The sequence below is a fragment of the Sphingomonas sp. SORGH_AS_0870 genome (genome assembly GCF_031453175.1).
Taxonomy (GTDB): Bacteria; Pseudomonadota; Alphaproteobacteria; order Sphingomonadales; family Sphingomonadaceae; genus Sphingomonas.
The window spans coordinates 3,428,195-3,448,295 of sequence record NZ_JAVIYW010000002.1; the positions used below are offsets into that span (position 1 = coordinate 3,428,195).

Consider the following 20,101-nt stretch of genomic DNA (forward strand, 5'->3'; position numbering starts at 1 on the left):
AATGCGTTGATGCTCAAGGTCATGGGGTCCGCCCTAACGATCATGCCGCTTGCGTTACAAGAGGCGACGGAGCGGTTTGCGATGAGGTGCCGAACAACATGCGCATCACCTCTCCCCCGGAGATCGGTTTGGCGATAACCTTGATTAAGTCGCGTTCGGTAAAATCGTTCCCAGCCAACGACTCCGTTTTCGGCCACAAGAGATGAAGCGGGAGGTTCGCCGGAGCAGCGCCCCGGATGCCGGCGATCGCGGCGGCCACACCGTCCCTGTCGATCGCGCTGTCGTCGATCAGGACATGGGTGATGCCCCCCTCGCCCAGCCGGACCACCGCCTCCGCGACGTCGGCGGCAAAGACGATGGCGGCCTGCGACGCGGACAGCTTGGCCAACATGGCGCGGCGAATGGGGTTGCGGTCGACGAGCAGCAGATGCGGGCGTTCGCCCTCCTCCTGCGGCACCGCCGCCAGTTCGGTCAGCGGCAGGGTCAGGGTGAAGCGGGTGCCGCGCCCCGGCTCGCTCTCGACGGTCACGTCGCCGCCCATCGCGCGCGCCAGCCGCCGGCAGATGGCGAGCCCCAGCCCGGTGCCGCCGAACTGGCGCGTCGTGCTGGCATCGGCCTGGCGAAACGCCTCGAATATATCCTCCAGCGTGTCCGCCGCGATGCCGATGCCGGTGTCGCGGACCTGCACCTCTACCCCCTGGCCGCTGCGCCGCGCCGTCAGGTCGACGCGGCCGGACGGGGTGAACTTCAGCGCGTTGGACAGGAGGTTGAAGACGATCTGGCGAATCCGCGCCGAATCCCCCTCCACCCTTTGCGGACAGTCCGCCAGGTCGAGCGCAAAGCCCAGCCCCTTGGCCGCCGCCTGATCCTCCCATAGTCGCGAGGCGTCGCGGATCGTCGCGACCAGATCGAACGGCGCCTTTTCCAGCGTCAGGCCGCCATGTTCGATCTTGGCGACATCCAGCAGGTCGTCGACCAGCGCGCGCATGGTCAGCCCCGCGCCATGCATCACCTCGACCCGCTCGCGCTGGTCGCGCGCCAGCGCCCGGTCGGCCAGCATGACCTGCGTCATCCCCAATATGCCGTTCAGCGGCGTGCGGATCTCATGGCTGGTGGTCGCCAGGAACTCGGTCTTGACCGCCAGCGCCTTTTCCAGCCGGTCGTTGGTGATCGCCAGGTCGCCATGCGCCGCGCGGATACGGTTGCGGCTGCGCCCCAGCGTGACCAGCCAGATACCGAGCAGCGCGAGCACGACGACGATCCCGGCGACCGACCCGATCAGGATCAGCCGCTCGGTCCGCAACTGCTCCCGCTCGAAGGCAATGTTGCGTTGCAGGTCGGCGGCCTTCATCCGTGCGATCCGCAATTCCTGATTGGCGAAGTCGAACCGCGCGCCCATCAGCGCCAGGCTGGTCGAGGTCGCCAGCCGCGTCGCCTCGTCATCGATGCGTTTGAGCGCCTGGAGATGGCGCAGCGCATCGACGGTCCGCCCGGCGGCGGCATAGATGCGATAGGCGCTCTGATGCGCGTCGCGCTGCGTCATCGGCGTCCCGCTCGGATCGACACCCGCAAAGCTCCGGTCGATCAGCCGCGTCGCCCCCGCCACGTCGCCGCGCTGGAACGCCGCCTGCGCCGCGATGCTGTCTAGCGCGCGACGATCCTCCTCGCCGGCCTGCGGATCGGCCCTGGTCGCGCTGGCGAGCGCCGCCTGCCCCTCGGCGATCCGTCCCGCCTCCAGCCGGGCGCGGGCGATGTTGCGCCAGATCAGCGCCTGGAGGCCTGGGCTGTGCATCGCCTCGGCCAGACGACGCGCCTCGCGCAGCTGCGCCAGCGCATCGTCGAACCGCGTCAGCTCGACCAGCGTCAGCGCGCGGTTGTTGAGGATCGCCAGCCGCAGCGCATCGTCGCCGCGATAGGCGGTCCGCGCCTGCTCCAGATAGCGCAGCGCCGAGGTCAGGTCCTTGCCGTCGCTGTACAGGCCCGCAATCTGGACGAGCGCACGGGCCTGTCCGCGCGTGTCGTCCAGATATTGGAAGACCCGGTGCGCGACCTGATAGGCTTTGAGCGCGTCGGCGATATCGCCCCGGTCGCGGTCCAGCCCGCCCCTGGACAAAAGGAGATTGCCGAACAGATCGGATCGCGGTGCCAACCGCCGCGCGGTGGTCAGCGCGCGCGCGATGATCGGATAGGCATCCTGGCCGCGCCCCAGCCGGATCATGCTCTCGCCGCGCAGCCAGTCCGCCGTCGCCAGCGCGACCAGGCGGCGATCGCCCTGCGCCATGGCCTGCGCCTGGTCCCGCGCGCGCTCGGCCTGGTCCATGGCCTGGGCCGGGTCGCGCAGCATCTCGGCCCTGGCCGCGTCGATCGCATGGGCGAAGCCCGGCGGCCATGGCGCAACCGCCGCCCCCTGCCCCTTCGCCTCGACCACCGCCACCAGAAGGGCCGCGGCGACCAGCAGGACTCTAAGCACGCGCACGGGTAGCGAGCCGGGCAAAGGGCATGGGCGGCGACGGCGCCACCGTCGCCTGATGCGCCTGGGCGTCGAGGAACGGGATCAGCGCGTCGAGCGCGATCGGGCGGCTCATCAGATAACCCTGCACCATGTCGCAGCCCATCACGCTGAGCAGCGCGAGTGTCGCGGGCGTCTCCACCCCTTCGGCGACCACTTCCATCTCCAGCGCATGCGCCAGGTCGATGGTCGAGCGGACGATCAGCGGATCGCGGTGCGAACTGGTCAGCTGGGTGATGAACAGCTTGTCGATCTTCAGCTCGCAGGCGGGCAGCTGCTTGAGATAGGATAGCGAGGACAGGCCCGCGCCATAATCGTCGATCGCGACCGCGATGCCCATGGCGGCGAACGCGCGGAGATTGGCGATCGCGCTGTCGGGATCGCGGATGACCGAGGTTTCGGTGATCTCGAACCCGATGCTGGCGCCGCTGTCGATGACGATCGCACAGGCTTCGCGCACGAAATCCTGATCGCCCAGCAACATGCCCGAGATGTTGATGAAGATGCGCTGCGCATGGCCCAGCGTCGCCAGACGCCGCTGGTCGGCGATGACCCGGCGCAGCACCCACAGGGTCAGCGGCGCGATGATCCGCGATTCCTCGGCCACCGGAATGAACTCGACCGGCGAGATCAGGCCGTGCGTGCCGTGACGCCAGCGCAGCAGCGCCTCCAGGCTCGACACGCGTTGCTGGCGGACATGGACCTTGGGCTGATATTCGATGAACAGCGCATCCTGCTCGATCGCCTCGCTCAGCTCCTGCGCCAGCGTGAGCCGGTCGAGTCGGTCGGTCCGCGTCGCCATGTCGCGGATGACGGTCCGCCCCTCGACCTGCGATTCGGCGAGCGCCTGTTCGGCCTCTTCCAGCAGGCGGATATCATCGTCATGCGGCATCCGCGCGGCCGCGACGCCCAGCATGGGCTTGATGCGGCAGGACGCGTCGCCCAGCGCGAAGGGGTGGACCAGCACCTCGCTCAAGGTCGCCAGATAGGCATCCAGCCCGACGCGACCGGTGGCGTGCAGCATGACCTCGACCTGCGAGGGGCCGGACGGGCGGGCGACGGCATCGGGAATGCACCGGGCGATCCGGTCCGCGATCGCCTCGATCAGCGTGGCGCTTCCCGCCCGCCCCAGGCGACGGCGCAGCGCGTTGAAGTTGCTCAAGCCGATCAGGACCAGGAACTGCCAGGGCGAATCGCGATCGTCCGCCGGATGGCCGTCGGGGGTGAGGCACATAGCGTCACCGGGTGGGGTTCGGGACAATCCTTTACTCACGCCCCTTGGTCTAGGGGCGATCCTTAAACAAGGTGTTAACCGCCTTTGCGTGGGGATCTCAATCGCTTGGCAATTCGTCGCAATGCCATTGCGCCATGGTTAACAGCGTATTAACCATGGCGTCGCGCCAACAAAAGGGGCGCTCTTAGGGAGGTACCCATGCTGAACTTCATTCTCGCGCTGATCTACGGCGAACAGATTCGCCCCTGGTAATCATATCCGCCCCTGAAGCGGGTCGGATGCGCGGCATCCGCTCGCTTCGGGGCGCATATCGGCCGGTCTAGCCGAGCAGATCGTCCGCCAGCCGCAGCATGAAGGCGGCCCCGCGCTCCATCTGCGCGACCTCGATATATTCGTCCGGCTGATGCGCCTGCGCGATCGATCCCGGTCCGCAGATCACGGTCGAAAATCCCGCCCCCTGAAACTGCCCCGCCTCCGCGGCATAGGGCACCGCACGGGCCGGACCATTGTCCCCCGCCCATCGCCGCGCCAGCCGTTCGGCCGCTCCGTCCGCCTCGGGCGCGAAGGACGGTGTGCGCGAGCGCCGCTCGACACGCACCCCCGCCTCGGGGAACCGGGCGCGAAGCGCGGCGTCGGCGTTGGCGCAGGCCGCGAAGAAGGGCGCGAGCAACGCCTCCGGGTCCTGCCCCGGCAGCGTCCGCAGATCGAAGGCGAACCGGCATTCGCGCGCCAGGATGTTGACCGCCGTGCCGCCCGCCATCTGTCCGATGGTCAACGTGGCATGGTGCGGGCAGAAGGGGCCGTGCGGATCGCCCTCGCCCGCCAGCCGGTCGGCCAGATCGGCCAGCTCCTGCATCAGCCGCACCGCGACCATGTTGGCCGATGCGCCCAGATGGATCAGGCTGGAATGCGCCTCATGCCCGGTGACGGTCACGGTCCAGGTCGCGATGCCCTTGTGACCGCTGACCACCACCATCTCGGTCGGCTCGCCTACCACCACCGCCGCCGGCGCGGGAAGCTCGCGCGCGATCTCGGCGATCATCGACGGCGCGCCGAGGCAGCCGACCTCCTCGTCATAGGAAATCGCCAGGTGCAGCGGGCGGACCATCCGCCCCCCGGCGACATGCGGCGCGATCGCCAGCGACAGCGCCAGAAACCCCTTCATGTCGCAGGTGCCGCGCCCGAACAGCCGGTCGCCGCGCCGGGTCAGCCGCCACGGGTCGCTGGTCCAGGGCTGGCCATCGACCGGTACCACATCGCTATGCCCCGACAGGACGACGCCGCCGGGCTCCGCCGGGCCGATGCTGGCATAGAGATTGGCCTTCGTCCCCTCGTCGTTGAAGACCCTCCGCCCGGTCACCCCGAACCCCGCCAGATGCCGCTCGACATAGGCGATCAGGTCCAGATTGGACTCGCGCGAAGTGGTGTCGATCGCGATCAGATCGGCGAGGATGGCGGTTGCATCGGCGGCAAGGCGGTCCGGGGTCATGGCCCCATCCTGCCGGATGTTTCACTATGATGAAACCCCGCCGGGCGGTCCCGGCGGGGTTTCGCCATCGATCAGAAATCGCGCGAATAGCGCAGGCTGGCCGCCGATCCGCCGAACGAGCCGGTCTGGGTCAACAGGCTGAGCGTGCGGGTCAGCGCGATCTGCAACTGGGTGGCGGTGAAGCCGCGCGCATCGGTGACGATCTCGACATAGATATTGTCGGTCAGATATTTGCCCGCCGCCAGGCTGGTGCCCCGGCCGGTCGCCTCGTCCGCGCCCAGCACGCGCAGCCGGTCGAAGCCGACCGCCGAGCGCAGCTTGCCCAGCGGATTGAGCCCGCCGCCGCCCGATCCGCGCAGCGAGTTGAGCGCGGCGGCCAGCTGGATCGCCTCGGTCGCGGACAGATTCTCGGGGTTGGTGCCGAACAGCAACCGGCTGAGCACCTCGTCCTGCGGTAGGGTCGGCGTCGAGGTGAAGCTGATCTGCGGACGCTGGCCGGTGCCGGTGACGTTGATGACCGCAGTGATGCCGTCGGTGGTCGTCGTCGCCTGGATATTGATGTCCGGATCGGTCAGCGCGCCGCCGCGGAAGCGGATCGTGCCGCGATTCACCTCGAACCGCTTGCCGGCGAAGCTGTACGTGCCGCGCACCAGGTCGAGCCCGCCATTGATCGTCGGCGCCGCGCTGGTGCCGCCGATGCGCAGGTCCATCTCCCATTCCGACTCCAGCCCCATGCCCGAGACGAACAGCTGGTTGTCGGCATGGACCCGCAGATCGAGGCGGAACAGCCCCGGCGGCGGGGTGGGCGCGGGCCGGTCGGTCGGACGCGGGGTGCGGATCTCGCTGCGACGGCGCACGCCGGTCAGCTCGGGCACCTCGGCCTGGCCCTGGCGGATGATCTGATAGCGCGCATTGGGCACGGTCAGATCGCCCTGGATCAGTCCGCCGTCGCGGCCATGGGTCAGCCGGATCGTACCGCTGGTCGTCGCGGCCAGCGCATCGCTGTCGGCCAGCCGCGCATTGTTCAGCCTGGCGCGCAGATCGATGGGATAGCCGCTGTCCGCCGCCAGCCCGATCGTGCCCTGCGCCTGGATGCTGCCCTCGCCCGCCTTGGCCTGCATCCGGGTGATCTCCAGCCGGTCGTTGTTGAAGCGTCCCGCCAGCTGCATGTTGTTCAGCCGCGTGCCGTACGCCTCATTGTCATAGGTCAGGTTGTCGGCGCGGATCAGGCCGTTGAGCTGCGGCGCGGACACCCGCCCGCCGAAATCGGCGGCGATCGCGATCGGTCCGCTCAACTGCTGGTTGGGCAGCGCCGCGAAGGAGAACAGCACCGAGGACGGGCCGTTATAGCGCAGGCCGCCGGACAGCGGCGCCTGCATCAGCCGGTTGACCCAGCCGCCATTGCCCGGCGGCAGCGGACGCAGGTTCGCGACCATCCGACCAACGACCATCTGCCCGCGCCGGATCAGCGCGCGCGCCTCGCCGCCGTCGGACACGAGCCGTCCGGCAAAGACGATGTCCACCGCCTCCGACACCGCCGACAGGCCGGTGCGCCGGAAGTTGTTGATGGTCAGCCGCGCCTCGGCCGCGGGGAAGCTGCTGCCCTGCGCCTGGGTGAAATTGAGCGCACCGCTCGCCTGACCCGAAATGCCCAGATTGGGGATGAAGGCGTCGAGGATCGAAAGCTGCAGCTTGTCCAGCCGCGTCTGGACGTTCAGCCCCTTGCCATAGGAACCCGCCATCAGCACCGATCCCTGATCGAAATTGATCCGGGTCGGCGCCAGACGCCAAGTCCCCTGCTCCTGACGGATGCGCGCGGGATTGGTGGTCCGGAAGCCGATGCCGTTGGCCTGCCCCTTGGCCGCCACCAGATAGTCGTTGGGCGCCAGCCGCGCATTGAGCGCGACGTTGAACGGGATGCTCGACGATCCGGTCAGCACCGCCTGCGCCGTACCGCGCCCGCCGGTGTAGTTCACCTTGGCGCGCGCCGATTGGATGACGACCTCGCCATAACGGGTGTCGGCCAGCTGCGCGTCGGCGACGATCTGCGGGGCCTTGGGCAGCATGACGATGCTGGCGTTGACGATGGCGCGGCCGATGGTGAAGTCGACCATCCCCGGCACGCGGGCGTTATAGGCGCGCGCGGCGATGTCGGCGCGCTGGCTGCCGCCCTGATCGGCCAGCTGGACGCGCCCGCTGATCCCCTGGCCGGCGAACTGCAACGCGCCCGCGAACGGTCCCGCCGCCGTCTGGACGACGCGGCCGGTTGCGTTGATCCCGGCGAAGACCAGGCTGCGAATGTCGATCGCCAGCTGTCGCCCGGTGCTGACCAGCACATTGGCGGTGAAGGGGCCGTAATTGGTGTCGCCGCTAGCGTTGACCGCATAGGCGCCGTTCCGCCCGACGATCCGCGCCTTGAGATTGGCCAGCCCCACGCCGACGCCCGGCCTGGCCGCGCGCAGCACGATGACCGGATTGGTCTGCGACCCCGTCACGCGCGCGGTCAACGGGCCATATTGGTTGGAATAGGCATCCGCCTCCACCGCCAGCGCGCCGTTTGCGGGATCGTAGCGACCGCTGCCCCGCGTCACGCGGAATTGCGGCGCGGCCAGCCTCAGGCGGCTGAAGGTCACGATCCCCTGCGGGCTATACTCGACATCGGCGCGGACGACGGCGTTGCCGCCCAGGAAGTTGCGCGCGCCCTCGTTGAAGATCTGCGAGGTGCGCGCGACCACCCGGCCTTTCATCCCGAACCCGCCCGGCGTCGCCACCAGATTGGCGTCGGTGGTCAGGTTGATGATGCCGATGCTCTCGACCCGGTAATTGTTCACCCGGCCCTTCAGCGCGCCGGTATAGCGACCGGTCGACAGGTTCGCGACGACGACCGCCGTCGCGTCGATATTGTCGGAGCGGATGCGCAGATTGTCCGACAGGATATTGGGCATAGCGATCGCGAAATCGCCCTCGATCGCGACATTGTTGGTCAGCCCGCCGACCGCCGCGTTCAGCCCCGCGATCCGCTTCGCCCGCGCCTTGACCGGCACCAGGATGCGGTCGGCATTCACCTTGGCCAACCCCTCGGCATAGAGGTTCTGGACCGAGGTCTCGCCGAAACCGAGCGCCGCCGCGCGGATCTTGTAATCCACCGTCGGCGTCGCGAACGCGCCGTTCAGCACCACGCGCGCCAGCACGTCGCGCCCCGTCAGGTTGGGCGCGATCGCGCCGGGCGTCAGCAGCTTGGCGTCGACCGCGAAATTGCCGAACTGGCTGTTCGCCAGATCGAGCAGACCGCCCGCATCGACCAGCAGCGCCGAGGAGCGCAGCTTCATCCGCGTGTCGGCGCGACGTTCGTTCAGCGTGGTGTCGATCGCGACCTGGAGCGCAGGCGCGGTCAGCCGTTCGACCGGCCCTTCCAGATACAGGCCGGGCCGCGTCACGCCGCGCACCTCGATATGCCCGTCGCGCGCGGTGGCGTTCAGATTGGCCAGCTCGCCGCCGCCCAACGTCGCGATGGCGCGGCCCTGCCAGGCCTTCCAGCCGCCACGCCCGTCGACCGACAGAGTCAGCGGCGCCTTCAGCCCCGCCATCGACGCGACCACGCCGCCGGTCGGCGCGGTCAGCTTGACGTCGACCGCCAGCCGGTCGGCATCGGGCACCGCGTCGAGCACCAGCCGCAGCCGGTCGCCACCCGCGATGCCGGGTCCGCGCAGCGCATCGGCGCTGGCCGTCACCTGGGCGCGGCGATCGGCGATATGCACCTTGCCGTCGATCGCCAGGATATGACGCTGCCCGGTCACCGGCGCACCCAGAACGAAGCGCTTGATGGTCAGGCGGTTCACATCGATGTCGAGATCGGGGAGCAGCGGCGCATTGGGGTCGCTGGGCGTCGGCTTCAGCTCGGGCTTGCGCGCCAGCGTGACCAGATCGGCGCTCAGCGAGCGGACATCGACATGGTTGCGCGTATAGGCAAAGGGGCGCCAGTCCACCGCCAGCTTCGGGCTGGACAGGAACACGCCCTTGGGATCGCTGACCCGCAGGTCGATCAGGTTCATCCGGCCGTAGAGCGACCCCTCGATCCGTCCGACGCGGATGTTCAGGCCCGAGGCGGTGGTATAGCCGCCCAGCTGGTCCGCGACGAAGCGGCGGCCGGGATCGGTGTTGATGCCCAACAGGATCGCCCCGACCAGCAGGATCAGGCCCAGGATCGTGAAGCCGATCCATTTCAGCACACGCTGCCAGAGCGGGCGGCGCACGACGACGGTTTCGGTCGCGGGCTCAGGCACCATGGTCTGTTCGTCCGCCATCAGAAGGCCTGCCCGATCGAGATATACAGCGCGACCTTGCCGTCGCCCGGACGCGGGTTCAGCGGGGTAGCGACATCGACGCGCAACGGCCCGAAATTGGTGTAGAAGCGCCCACCTATGCCCGCGCCGAAGCGCAGGTTCTTGCCCGTCGGCAAGGTGCTTTCATAGCTGTTGCCCGCATCGACGAACGGCACGATGCCGAAATTGCCGAAGCGATAGCGCGCCTCCAGCGAGAATTCGTTCAGGCTACGCCCGCCGACCGGATTGCCCTGCGGATCGAACGGCCCGAGCCGCTGGAAGCCATAGCCGCGCACCGAGCCGCCGCCGCCGCCATAATAGCGCCGCGACGGGGCCAGATCGTCACGCTCGATCCCGAAGATCGCGCCCGCCCGCGCCCGCCCCGCCAGCACCAGGCTGTCGTTGAAGGGATAGTAGAAGGTCCCCTCGACCATCGTCCGGACATAGGGCCGCACCGCGCCGCGCACCGAGGTTTCGGGGCTGAGGTTCAGTTTCAGGCGATAGCCGCGCGTCGGGTTGAGCAGGTCGTTGGACTGGTCGAACACCGCCTGCGCCGGGATGGCCGCGATGCCATAGGTTGCGCGCCGCCGCTCGCCGCGGGCGAAGTCATAGACGCTTTCGTTGGTGCCGGTCAGCTCGCCGCCATAGGCATAGGTGAATTTCTTCTGCCAGATCGGCGTCGAGTCGTAGCTCCAGCGGAACGCCACCGTGCCGATGAACGCATCGAACGCATCGTAATTCTGGTGGCTGGCCGAGCCGATGACCTGGAAGGTCCGGTCGCGCCGCCCGGCATTGGAACGGCGGAAGGTGCCGCTCAGCCCCTGTTCCTGCGTGCCCGCGATCACCGAGGCGATGATCGCCCCCTCGGGCTTGAAGGCGTTGCGGTTGGTGAAGCTGCCCTGCAACCGGACGCCCTGCCCGGTCGAATAGCCGCCCTCGCCCGACAGGGTGCGCGCGGGGCCCTTGGTCTGGGTGACTTGCAGGTCGATCTGCTCGGTCCCGTCGGGGTTCATCCGCCCGGTCCGCTTGGGCTCGACCGCGATGCCGTTGAACAGCCCCGTCGCGACCAGCGCATTGCGCAGATCGTCGGTCAGCCGCGAATCGTAAAGCTGGCCTTCGTCGAAGCGCGGGAAGACGTTCAGATGGTCGAGATCGAACACCCGGTCGCCGACCGTGGTCAGCTTGCCGAACGCGGATCGCGGCCCCGTATCGACCGGCAGCGTATAGGCGCCCACCGGCTCGGGCCCCTGATCCTCCAGCAATATGTCGCGGTCGCCGACCTTGACGAAGGGATAGCCGCGCTGCGGCAGGACCAGGCTGACATTGGCCTCCGCACCCTGGATACGCGCCGCCTCGATCGGCTCGCCGACCTTGAGCGGCAGGTTGGATCGGATCAGGTCGGGCGGGACCGTGGGATCGGCCTTCACCGTGATCGACGACAGGCGATAGAGCCGCCCCGGCGTCGCGGTCAGCACGACCTTCAATCGGCCAGCCTGCGCCTCTCCCTCGCCATCGCCCGCCGCTTCGCGTTGCAGCGTCGAGACGGCGGTGGCGTCATAATAGCCGAGCGACTTCATCAGCCGGATCGCCAGCTGTTCGTCCTCGCGCGCGCGGGCGGCGACCTGGGTCGCGTTCGCCGCCTTGCCCTTGCCTTCGCGCAGCGCCGACAGGCCCCGGAACTCGTCCTCCAGCTTCAGCTCGGCCAGCCCGCGCACGTCCATGTCGTACCGGATTTCGGGGGCGCGCGTCCCCTTGATGTCGGCGGCGGTCTGGAGCGGGGTGGAGTCGAAGCCGGTCAGCGGGGTCAGCGGTTGCGCCAGCTGCGGATCCTCCGGAGCGATCGGGCCGATGGTGTCGCCGGTCGCCAGCGGCTGGGCCGACTGCGCAGCAGGCAGCGGCGGCGCGGTCTGCGGCACGGGGATCGCCTCGACCTTGGGCTGGCCCTTGGTCATCGAGGACATGGATTCCAGCGGTGCGTTGATGTCGCCGCTCAAGGGGGGCAGCGCGGCGTTGAACTCGGCATCGGGAACGATCGGGGCATTGCCCTGCGGATCGCCGGCGGTCGCATTGTCGCCACCCTGGCGCTGTGCGTCGGACAGGCTGGGGCCCTGGGCGGGCGCGGTGCCAGGCTTGGACAATTGCGCCTGGGCGGGAAGGGAAAGCGGTGGAGCGATCAGCGCGAACGCAAGCCAGGTATGTCTGCCGATCCGTCCCGCCACGCCGTTCAAAGCCCCTTTATCCGACAGGGCCTTCCGTCATTCGGATCGATCCCCCACTATCCCGTCAACGCCGGAAGGTCAGTTGGAGTTCCCCCTACAGTTCACTTCTCACCGCGCGGCGGGCGCACATCCCACCAGCCCGCCGACCGGCACCGCGATCTCATCCTGTCCGTCGCGCCCGATCCGCAGCGTCGCGTCGGAGACGATCGCCCCGTCCTGAAGTGTTTCACGCTGCGCAATGGTCATCGACAGGGTGGCGGTCCATCCGCCCCCGGCAAAGCGGGTGCTGTCGGCGAACCCCAGCGTCCCCACCCCGCTTCCCTCGGCGGCGGGCAGGTCCCGGACCGCCCCGTCGACCAGGATGCGCAGCCGGGCGGGCTCCGCCATGGCGACCAGCCGCTGATCCTGCACTGTCCACAGATAGGCGGCGCATCCCCGTTCGGGCAGTCGCTGGCGCGGCAGGGTGCCGAGCACCGGCGGGGCGGCTGGCGGCGCTTGGATCAGCGCCAGGGCGAGGAGCGGCGACATCATGGCGCCGATGCTATCATCAACAGCCAGCTCAGGTAAGCGGCGATGGCCAGCAACAGCCCCAGCGGCACCATATCGTCCCCGGCGACCCGCTTGCCCGACAGGCGACGAAACGCGACATGGCCCAGCCCGATCACGCACGCCGTCAGCAGCACGGCGGGCAGCATCCGCCAGCCCAGCCACAGCCCGATCGCGCCCATCAGCTTGGGGTCGCCGCCCCCCATCCCCTCACGCCCCCGCCAGCGGCGATACGAGGCGGCGATGGCCCAGAGCGTCCCGAACCCCGCCAACCCGCCGACGATCCGGTCCCCCAGCGACGGCGCAAAGCCCAGCGCGCCCGTCAGCAGCCCCGCCCCCGCCAGCCAGGCGGTCAACCGGTCGGGCAGCCACAGCGCCATCGCATCGAGCGCGCCCAGCGCCAGCAGCGACCAGCCGAACACCGCGCCGGTCCAGCCATCCGGTCCTGCGACCCACCCCGCTGCCGCACCAATCAGCACGGCCAGCGATTCGATCCGGAAATGGACCGGATCGATCCGCGTCCCGCACCGGGCACAACGCCCCCGCAGCGCCAGCGCGCTCAGGATCGGCACCAGTTCCCAGGGACGCAGCGGCGCGCCGCACCCGTCACAGGCCGATCGCCCGCGCAACACCGACCGGTCGTCCAGCCAGCGCAGCACCAGCGCCGCGACGAACGACCCGGTGATCGCCCCCGCCAGCCCATAGATACCGGCCCAAAGCCCCGATGCCGCCCCGAACGTCATGCGCCCGCCCCTAACCGCCCGCCCCTTTGCACGCCACGGGCAAAAGGCGTAAGGCCGCGGCAAAACACAGATCACGGAGAGCATGCCGCCATGACGGATCCCATCGTCATCCTGTCCTATGCCCGCACCCCCATGGGGTCGTTCCAGGGCAGCCTGTCGGGCCTGTCCGCGACGCAACTGGGTGCCGCCGCCGTCAAGGGCGCGGTCGAGCGTGCCGGCGTCGCCCCCTCGGCGATCGAACGCATCCATATGGGCTGCGTCCTCCCCGCCGGGCTCGGCCAGGCGCCCGCGCGGCAGGCGGCGATCTTCGCGGGACTGGGCGAGCAGGTCGAGGCGACCACGGTCAACAAGATGTGCGGTTCGGGGATGCAGGCCGCGATCATGGCGGCCGAGGCGCTGGCGGCGGGCTCGGCCGATCTGATCGTCGCGGGGGGCATGGAGAGCATGACGAACGCGCCCTATCTCAGCCACAGGCATCGGGGCGGCGCGCGGATCGGGCATGACACGCTCTACGACCATATGTTCCTCGACGGGCTGGAGGACGCCTATGAGCGCGGGCGGCTGATGGGGCATTTCGCCGAGGAGGCCGCACAGGATTATCAGTTCACGCGGGCGGCGCAGGATGATTTCGCCATCGCCTCGCTGGAACGCGCCAAGGCGGCGCAGGCTTCGGGCGCGTTCGACCGCGAGATCGTGCCGGTCACGGTCAAGACCCGCAAGGGCGAGGAACAGGTCGCGAGCGACGAACAGCCCGCCAAGGGCGATGCCGCCAAGATCCCGACGCTCAAGCCCGCTTTCTCCAAGGACGGGACGATCACGGCGGCCAATGCCTCGTCCATCTCGGACGGCGCGGCGGCGCTGGTCATGACGCGGGCGAGCGTCGCGGAGCGGCTGGGCCTGACCCCGATCGCGCGGGTCGTGGCGCAGGCCGCCCATGCCCATGCCCCCGCCCGCTTCACCACCGCGCCGGTCTTTGCGATGCGCAAGGCGCTGGAACGCGCGGGCTGGTCGACGGGCGATGCCGATCTCTACGAGGTCAACGAGGCCTTTGCCGCCGTTGCGATGATCGCGATGCACGACATGGGTTTGTCGCACGACCGGCTGAACGTCCATGGCGGCGCCTGTGCGTTGGGCCATCCGATCGGCGCCAGCGGCGCGCGGGTGCTGGCGACGCTGCTTTCGGCGCTCGAAACCCAGGGTGCGCGGCGGGGTGTCGCGTCATTGTGCATCGGTGGCGGCGAGGCGACCGCGATGGCGGTGGAGTTGATATAGGGCTGCTTTCGCCTCGCTATCGCGGGCGGAAGAGAAGAAGGGCAGGAGTCTCACTGAGACCATCGCCTGCGGCCTGCCCTCCCCCATCCCCTCCCGCTTGCGGGAGGGGCGTGCCTGGCAGCGAACGAGCGAATCCTTCACAGCGTCCCGAAAACGGCACGCGGCGATCGGGGGCAAGCGCCATCTCCAAGCCTCTCCCCTCCCGCAAGCGGGAGGGGATGGGGGAGGGCAAGGTGCCTCGCAGAGACCGCCCCCTTAAGGAACGACCTCCCCCGGCTCGACGCCCCAGATCGACCCCACCGGCACGAAGCCCGCCTGCCCCTTCACGTCCAGCCGACACCAGCCGCCATTGCACTCGCTGATCCGCCCGACCACGCCCGGCGCGGCGCGCCACAGCGTCTTGGCGGTCTCATTCGGGGCCGATCGCATCGGCAGCGGTTCGGCGCCGCGCACGATCGCGGTGCGGGTGTTGCGCAGCAGGACCGCCAGCATCCACCCCTCGGTGCCGTCGGGGTCCTGCACCTTGCGCCATTCCTTGAACGCGGCGACGACCTTCACCGGCAGGTCGGGGCGGCGATAGGTCCAGCTGGCGGGATAGGCGCGCGCCGGGCCGGTCCGCATCCGCGCCAGCGACGCGCCGATCGAGCCATAATAGGGCATGGCGCGCTTTTCGGGCGCGGCGATCGCCGCCGGGGCGATCGGTCCGGCGGACAGGAACACCGCCATCAAAGCCAGTCCGAACATGGACCTGCGCATCATAATTCCTTCAATTCGCCCCCGCCCCAGGCTCTACGCCGAGGCGGGGGGCCGCTTCAACCTTGTTCGCACGGGTGGCGAGGGACGGCTGGCACGGCATCGCCGGTTGACGGACCGGCGGGCTTGGCCCAATCCCTTGGCCATGGTCGATCCGCGCCGCTGCCTGAACCCCAGGGTGGTCGTCACCCGCGAACTGCCCGATCCGATCATGGACCGGATGGCTGCGCTGTTCGACACGCGCCTCAACCGCAGCGACGAGAAGTGGGACCGCGCGCAACTGACCGAGGCGGTGGCGGATTGCGACGTGCTGGTCCCGACCGTCACCGACGCGATCGATGCCGAGCTGATCGGGCGCGCCGGGCCCCGATTGAAGCTGATCGCCAATTTCGGCGCGGGCGTGAACCATATCGATCTGAAGGCCGCCCGCACGCGCGGCATCATCGTCACCAACACGCCGGGGGTCTTGACCGAGGATACGGCCGACATGACGATGGCGCTGATCCTGTCGGTGCCGCGTCGCCTGCCCGAAGGGGAAAAGCTGGTGCGCTCGGGCGCGTGGAAGGGCTGGAGCCCCGGCGGGATGCTGGGCCACCGGATCGGCGGCAAGGCGCTGGGGATCGTGGGCATGGGCCGGATCGGGCAGGCGGTGGCGCGGCGCGCGCGGGCCTTCGGCCTGTCGATCCACTATCACAACCGCCGCCGCCTGCCCGCCAGCATCGAAGCGGAGCTGGGCGCGAGCTGGTATGACGACCTCGACACGATGCTGGGCGCGGTCGACATCGTGTCGATCCATACGCCGCTCAACGCCGACAGCCACGACCTGATCGACCGCCGCCGGATCGGCCTGATGCGCAGCCATGTCTATCTCATCAACGCCAGCCGGGGCGGCATCGTCGACGAGGACGCGCTGGTCGACGCGCTGGAGGCCGGGCGGCTGGCGGGCGCGGGGCTGGACGTGTGGCGGCACGAGCCCGAGATCGACCCGTGGCTGCTGGCATTGCCCAATGTCGTGCTGACCCCGCATATGGGCTCGGCGACGCTGGAGGGCCGCATGGCATCGGGCGAGCGGGTCATCGCCAATATCCGCAGCTGGGCCGACGGCCACCGCCCGCCCGACCAGGTGCTGGAGGGGTGGCTGTAGGCCTCGGGGCGCCCTCTCTCCCCTGGACAGGGAGGGATAGCGGAGCTCGCTAGCGCAGCTTGGGTGAGGGGTCGAGCGAGCCTTCGGCTCGCGCGCTGCGCGCTCACCCCTCACCCAGCTCCGACTAAGCCTTTGCTTTCGCAAAGGCCAAGTCTGCGCAACCCTCTCCCCTCTGCGAGGGGCGAGGGAAGGAAAGGCATGACGGCATATCGCTCTGATATGTTCGATTCCTCCGATGCGGCCCACGTTCCTTCACCCGCACCCATTCGGACCGGCGGCGTCAGCCTCTTGCCATCCATGTCAAAATGTTGCGGCGCGGAACCGTCATCGGGCCGCCGCATTCCCCTCCTGTCATCACAACAGGAGCTACCCCCATGAAAAAGCTGGCTATTGGCCTGACCCTTGCCGCGACCGCCTTCTCCATGTCGGCCTGTTCGACGCTGAAGGGGGCCGCGATCGGCGGTGCCGGGGGCGCAGGGGTCGCGGCGGCGACCGGGGGTAGCGTGGAAAAGGGCGCGGCCGTCGGCGGCACGGCGGGCGCGGTGGTCGGCACCGTCGCCGACTGATCCTATCGGGCGGGAGAGGCCGCGCTCGGCCTGGCTCCCGCCCGCTCGAGCGCCGCGATGCGCGGGCCGTCCTTGGACCGCCCGAAAAGATGGAACAGCGACAGAAGTTCGTCCCGATCGGGTAGGAACAGCACGCCATCGTCGACCGGGACCCGATGCCGGGAAAGCGGCTCCACCCGCCGCCAGCGCCCCTCGGCCTTGACCTGAAATCCCGCCATCACCTCGACCGGAACGGGCCAAGCCTCGGACTGTGCAAAGACGGCCGAGCGAAACAGCGGATCGGGCGGCAGGGTCCGCGGCGTGATGCCCAGCCGCTCCAGCACCGCCTCGGCCAGCGAGATATCGATCAGCAGATCGATATCGTTCACCCGCCCGGCCTCGACCCCGTGCAGCAGGACCGCCGCGCTGCCGATGATCCACCAGCCTTCGGGAAACACCGCCATCGCCCGCGCGACACCTTGCAATGTCGCGCGAAGCTCCGGCGTCATGACGGTGATCAGTCGCCGGTCAGGATGCGATCGACCAACTGCTTCACGGTCGGCACGAATCCGTTGGAATAGAAGGGATCGCGCTTGAAGTTATAGGCCGCGTGGCCCGCGAACATCAGGTTTTGCTCGACATCGCCGCCATGCGCGATCTCCTGCAGCGTCTTCTGGATGCAGAAGCTGCGCGGATCGGCCAGGCGGCCGGTCGAGTTGGTCTCGCTGTCGGCCCAGCTGGAGAACAGGCATTGCGACAGGCAGCCCATGCAGTCGGCCTGATCCTTGCGGATTTCCTTGGCTTCCTCCGGGGTCACGAAGACCAGCGTATTGTCGGGGGTCTTCAGCGCCATGGTGAAGCCGCTGCCGAACCACTCGCGCGCGCGCAGCAGGTCGCCCTTCGTCACCCAGAAATTCTTGCCCTTCACGCCCACGTCGAGCTGGAAGACATGATCGCCCGCTTCCTGGGTCGAGAAGGCGATCTGGCGGTCCGATCGGGCCTCCAGGCTACGCAGGAACGGGTTGCGCACCGCGCTGGAATAAAAGCCGGTCGGCGAGAAACGATGGAGAAGGACATCGCCCTGCTCGATCGTCATCAGCCGCTGCTTCCACTCTTCGGGGATCGGGCTTTCCTGGGTCAACAAGGGCCGCGTGCCGAACTGGAACGCGATCTTGCCCAGCTCGGGATTGTCGATCCAGTCGTTCCAATCGCGCAGGTACCAGACGCCGCCCGCCATCACGATCGGCACCTCGTCCGAAATCCCGCCCTCGCGCATCGTGTCGCGCAGCGCCTTCACGCGCGGATACGGGTCCTGCGGCTGCAACGGGTCTTCGGCGTTGGACAGGCCGTTATGGCCACCGGCAAGCCAGGGGTCCTCATAGACCACCGCCGCCAGCCATTCCGACGCCTTGGAATAGGCCCGCTTCCACAGCGCGCGAAAGGCGCGGCCCGAGGAGACGATCGGCAGATAGCTGACCTGGTGATGCGCCGCGATCTCGGACAGCTTGTAGGGCATGCCCGCGCCGCAGGTGACGCCCGCGACCAGGCCCTTGGTGCGCGCCAGCACGCCTTCCAGCACCCGCTGCGCGCCGCCCATTTCCCACAGCACGTTGATGTTGATCGCGCCCTTGCCGCCGGCAATGTCCCAGGCGCGCTTCACCTGCTGGACCGCGCCCTCGATGGCATATTCGATCAGTTCCTCGTGCCGCTCGCGCCGGGTCAGCGCGCGGTAGATCTGGGGAATGATCTTGCCCTCGGCATCATAGCTGTCGGCATTCACGGCAGAAACGGTGCCGACGCCGCCCGCCGCAGCCCAGGCCCCCGCCGAGGCGTGGTTGGTGGCGGCGACGCCCTTCCCGCCTTCGATCAGCGGCCAAACCTCGCGGCCGTTGTACAGGATGGGGCTCAAGCCTTTGAACACGTCGTTACCTTGTCTGTCCGAAAGGGCCTCATATAGCGTGTTAGGACCGCTTAGCGAGCGGGAATTAACGGCACGGTCCGGTACGACGCTCCATGGCGGATCAGCCGAGCGCGCCCGGTCGGCCCAGCACCTTTTCGTACAGGGCCTTGTAGCGCGCGACCATCAGGCTTTCGTCGAATTCGGCCCGCGCCCGCGCCTGGTTGGCCGCGCCCGCTGCCGCGCGGTGATCGGGATTGAGGATCAGCGCCTGGATCACGTCGCGCAGGCGCACCTCGTTGGGATGGTCGGTGATGAACGGCTGATTGGCCTCCGACACCATCGACGCCACGTCGCCCACCGGCAGCGAGGCGATAGGCAGGCCTGCCGCCATCCCCTCCAGCACCGAGATGGGCGCCTGTTCGGACAGCGAGGACAAGGCGACGATGTCGAAATGCCGGATGAAGCGATAAGGCCGGTCGAGAAAGCCCGGCATGACCAGCCGGTCGGCGATGCCCATCGCGGCGGCGGCCTGCTGGATGGTCGCGCGCTCCGGCCCCTCGCCGACGATCACCAGCCGGAAGCGCCCGGCGATGCCGCCCATTGCGCGGACCAGCATCGGCAGGTTCTTGACGACGCGCAGACCCGCCAGCGCGCCGACGACCACCTCCTTGGGCTGGCGAACGAAGCCTGGGATCGCCTTGGGCTCGGGGTCGCGGGCATAGAGCGCGGTGTTGATGCCGTTGGGGATGCGATGCACCCGCTCGGCGGGCTGTTTCCAGGTGGTGCGCGCAATCCCCTCCAGCACATGGCTGGGCACCGCCAGCGCATCCGCCGCCGACAGGGCGATGCGGCGATAGATGTTACGCTCCAGCTTCAACCCACGCGCCTCGTCGGCGTTGAACCCGTCCTCGTGATGGACCAGCGGCGGCGCGCCCTTGGCATAGACCCGGCGCGCCATCACCCCGTCGATCGCCCCCCAATTATAGGTCAGCACCAGGTCGAAGCGGCGCATATAGGCGGCGATCGCCTCGTAACGCTTGACCGAGGGCTTGCCGGTCAGCGGCGGCGCATCCTGCGCGATCTCGTAGCGGATCCCCTTGGCGATCGCATCGCGCGCGCCCAGTTCGTCGGGCAGCCCCGAGACGATGGTGTGCTTCGCGGCATCGCCGAACGCATTCATCAGCGCGACCGCCCGCGCCTCCTTGCCGCCCAGCGAGAAGGAGGAATGCAGGTGGAGGATGTGGAGCGGACGGGCCATGCCCGCCGGATTAGCGGGCAAGGGCGGGGTTGGAAACCACTCGCGCCGCCCAGCACTCGTCTTTTCCCGAACCACCAAGCGTCGTCGCGATCGTCGGCCCCTGCCCCAAAACCTGAACCACCCCGGCGGACGCCGGGGTCCAGTTGCGGCACGGAGGGGGCAGATCA

General features: G+C 68.9%; 14 protein-coding genes. 3 read left to right on the forward strand and 11 right to left on the reverse strand.

All coding sequences use genetic code 11. From position 1 onward, the window contains the following. Window positions 1-40: 40 nt before the first annotated feature. From QE363_RS15905 to QE363_RS15935, 7 genes are all read right to left on the reverse strand, one after another. Complete coding sequence (locus QE363_RS15905; RefSeq protein WP_309696812.1) at window positions 41-2,476, reverse strand: ATP-binding protein; 2,436 nt, start codon at window positions 2,474-2,476, stop codon at window positions 41-43. Then, complete coding sequence (locus QE363_RS15910) at window positions 2,463-3,743, reverse strand: GGDEF domain-containing phosphodiesterase (RefSeq protein WP_309696814.1); 1,281 nt, start codon at window positions 3,741-3,743, stop codon at window positions 2,463-2,465. Before QE363_RS15910 ends, QE363_RS15905 begins: the two co-directional genes overlap by 14 nt. 319 nt (window positions 3,744-4,062) lie before the next feature. Beyond that, the gene (argE, locus tag QE363_RS15915) at window positions 4,063-5,232 is read right to left on the reverse strand and encodes an acetylornithine deacetylase (RefSeq protein ID WP_309696816.1); all 1,170 of its coding nucleotides are present in this window, start codon (window positions 5,230-5,232) and stop codon (window positions 4,063-4,065) included. A gap of 71 nt (window positions 5,233-5,303) precedes the next feature. Continuing rightward, on the reverse strand, window positions 5,304-9,536 hold the full coding sequence (locus QE363_RS15920; protein WP_309696818.1) for a translocation/assembly module TamB domain-containing protein: 4,233 nt from the start codon (window positions 9,534-9,536) through the stop codon (window positions 5,304-5,306). After that, entirely contained in the window at window positions 9,536-11,782 is a 2,247-nt protein-coding gene (locus QE363_RS15925) for a BamA/TamA family outer membrane protein (RefSeq protein WP_405053192.1), read from the reverse strand. The genes QE363_RS15920 and QE363_RS15925 overlap by 1 nt, the downstream gene beginning before the upstream one ends. Before the next feature lie 99 nt (window positions 11,783-11,881). After that, window positions 11,882-12,304, reverse strand: coding sequence for a hypothetical protein (locus QE363_RS15930; protein ID WP_309696822.1), 423 nt, complete (start codon window positions 12,302-12,304; stop codon window positions 11,882-11,884). Beyond that, window positions 12,301-13,062 carry an A24 family peptidase gene (locus QE363_RS15935; protein WP_309696824.1) on the reverse strand — a complete coding sequence of 254 codons (762 nt, stop codon included), beginning with the start codon at window positions 13,060-13,062 and terminating at the stop codon, window positions 12,301-12,303. Before QE363_RS15935 ends, QE363_RS15930 begins: the two co-directional genes overlap by 4 nt. Window positions 13,063-13,152: 90 nt before the next feature. On the opposite strand from QE363_RS15935, the gene QE363_RS15940 reads away from it, so the two are divergent. Next, entirely contained in the window at window positions 13,153-14,334 is a 1,182-nt protein-coding gene (locus tag QE363_RS15940) for an acetyl-CoA C-acyltransferase (RefSeq protein ID WP_309696826.1), read from the forward strand. A gap of 255 nt (window positions 14,335-14,589) precedes the next feature. Here QE363_RS15940 and QE363_RS15945 read toward each other — a convergent pair whose 3' ends face one another. Continuing rightward, window positions 14,590-15,078, reverse strand: a complete 489-nt coding sequence (locus QE363_RS15945) for an SH3 domain-containing protein (RefSeq protein WP_309696828.1) — start codon at window positions 15,076-15,078, stop codon at window positions 14,590-14,592. A gap of 154 nt (window positions 15,079-15,232) precedes the next feature. Between QE363_RS15945 and QE363_RS15950 the strand changes: the two genes are divergently transcribed. Together QE363_RS15950 and QE363_RS15955 are read left to right on the forward strand one after the other, a co-directional pair. Further along, on the forward strand, window positions 15,233-16,231 hold the full coding sequence (locus QE363_RS15950) for a D-glycerate dehydrogenase (protein WP_309698225.1): 999 nt from the start codon (window positions 15,233-15,235) through the stop codon (window positions 16,229-16,231). Window positions 16,232-16,605: 374 nt separating this feature from the next. Next, window positions 16,606-16,797, forward strand: a complete 192-nt coding sequence (locus QE363_RS15955; RefSeq protein ID WP_307100247.1) for a hypothetical protein — start codon at window positions 16,606-16,608, stop codon at window positions 16,795-16,797. 2 nt (window positions 16,798-16,799) lie between these two features. Here the strand turns inward: QE363_RS15955 and QE363_RS15960 are convergent, their stop codons facing one another. The 3 genes from QE363_RS15960 to QE363_RS15970 all read right to left on the reverse strand — a co-directional run bounded on the left by QE363_RS15960 (window position 16,800) and on the right by QE363_RS15970 (window position 19,934). After that, the gene (locus QE363_RS15960) at window positions 16,800-17,285 is read right to left on the reverse strand and encodes a hypothetical protein (RefSeq protein ID WP_309696832.1); all 486 of its coding nucleotides are present in this window, start codon (window positions 17,283-17,285) and stop codon (window positions 16,800-16,802) included. A gap of 8 nt (window positions 17,286-17,293) precedes the next feature. Then, window positions 17,294-18,697: a nitronate monooxygenase gene (locus QE363_RS15965; RefSeq protein ID WP_309696834.1), complete on the reverse strand. Its 1,404-nt coding sequence runs from the start codon at window positions 18,695-18,697 to the stop codon at window positions 17,294-17,296. Between the two features lie 100 nt (window positions 18,698-18,797). Further along, the gene (locus QE363_RS15970) at window positions 18,798-19,934 is read right to left on the reverse strand and encodes a glycosyltransferase (RefSeq protein ID WP_309696836.1); all 1,137 of its coding nucleotides are present in this window, start codon (window positions 19,932-19,934) and stop codon (window positions 18,798-18,800) included. Window positions 19,935-20,101: the final 167 nt, after the last annotated feature.

Excerpts from the sequence above, each read along its gene's own strand:
- QE363_RS15940 (WP_309696826.1), top strand. The coding sequence starts at position 13,153 with ATGACGGATCCCATCGTCATCCTGTCCTATGCCCGCACCCCCATGGGG.
- QE363_RS15960 (WP_309696832.1), bottom strand. The coding sequence starts at position 17,285 with ATGACGCCGGAGCTTCGCGCGACATTGCAAGGTGTCGCGCGGGCGATG.
- argE (WP_309696816.1), bottom strand. The coding sequence starts at position 5,232 with ATGACCCCGGACCGCCTTGCCGCCGATGCAACCGCCATCCTCGCCGAT.
- QE363_RS15950 (WP_309698225.1), top strand. The coding sequence starts at position 15,233 with ATGGTCGATCCGCGCCGCTGCCTGAACCCCAGGGTGGTCGTCACCCGC.
- QE363_RS15920 (WP_309696818.1), bottom strand. The coding sequence starts at position 9,536 with ATGGCGGACGAACAGACCATGGTGCCTGAGCCCGCGACCGAAACCGTC.
- QE363_RS15910 (WP_309696814.1), bottom strand. The coding sequence starts at position 3,743 with ATGTGCCTCACCCCCGACGGCCATCCGGCGGACGATCGCGATTCGCCC.
- QE363_RS15970 (WP_309696836.1), bottom strand. The coding sequence starts at position 19,934 with ATGGCCCGTCCGCTCCACATCCTCCACCTGCATTCCTCCTTCTCGCTG.
- QE363_RS15935 (WP_309696824.1), bottom strand. The coding sequence starts at position 13,062 with ATGACGTTCGGGGCGGCATCGGGGCTTTGGGCCGGTATCTATGGGCTG.
- QE363_RS15955 (WP_307100247.1), top strand. The coding sequence starts at position 16,606 with ATGAAAAAGCTGGCTATTGGCCTGACCCTTGCCGCGACCGCCTTCTCC.
- QE363_RS15945 (WP_309696828.1), bottom strand. The coding sequence starts at position 15,078 with ATGTTCGGACTGGCTTTGATGGCGGTGTTCCTGTCCGCCGGACCGATC.
- QE363_RS15930 (WP_309696822.1), bottom strand. The coding sequence starts at position 12,304 with ATGATGTCGCCGCTCCTCGCCCTGGCGCTGATCCAAGCGCCGCCAGCC.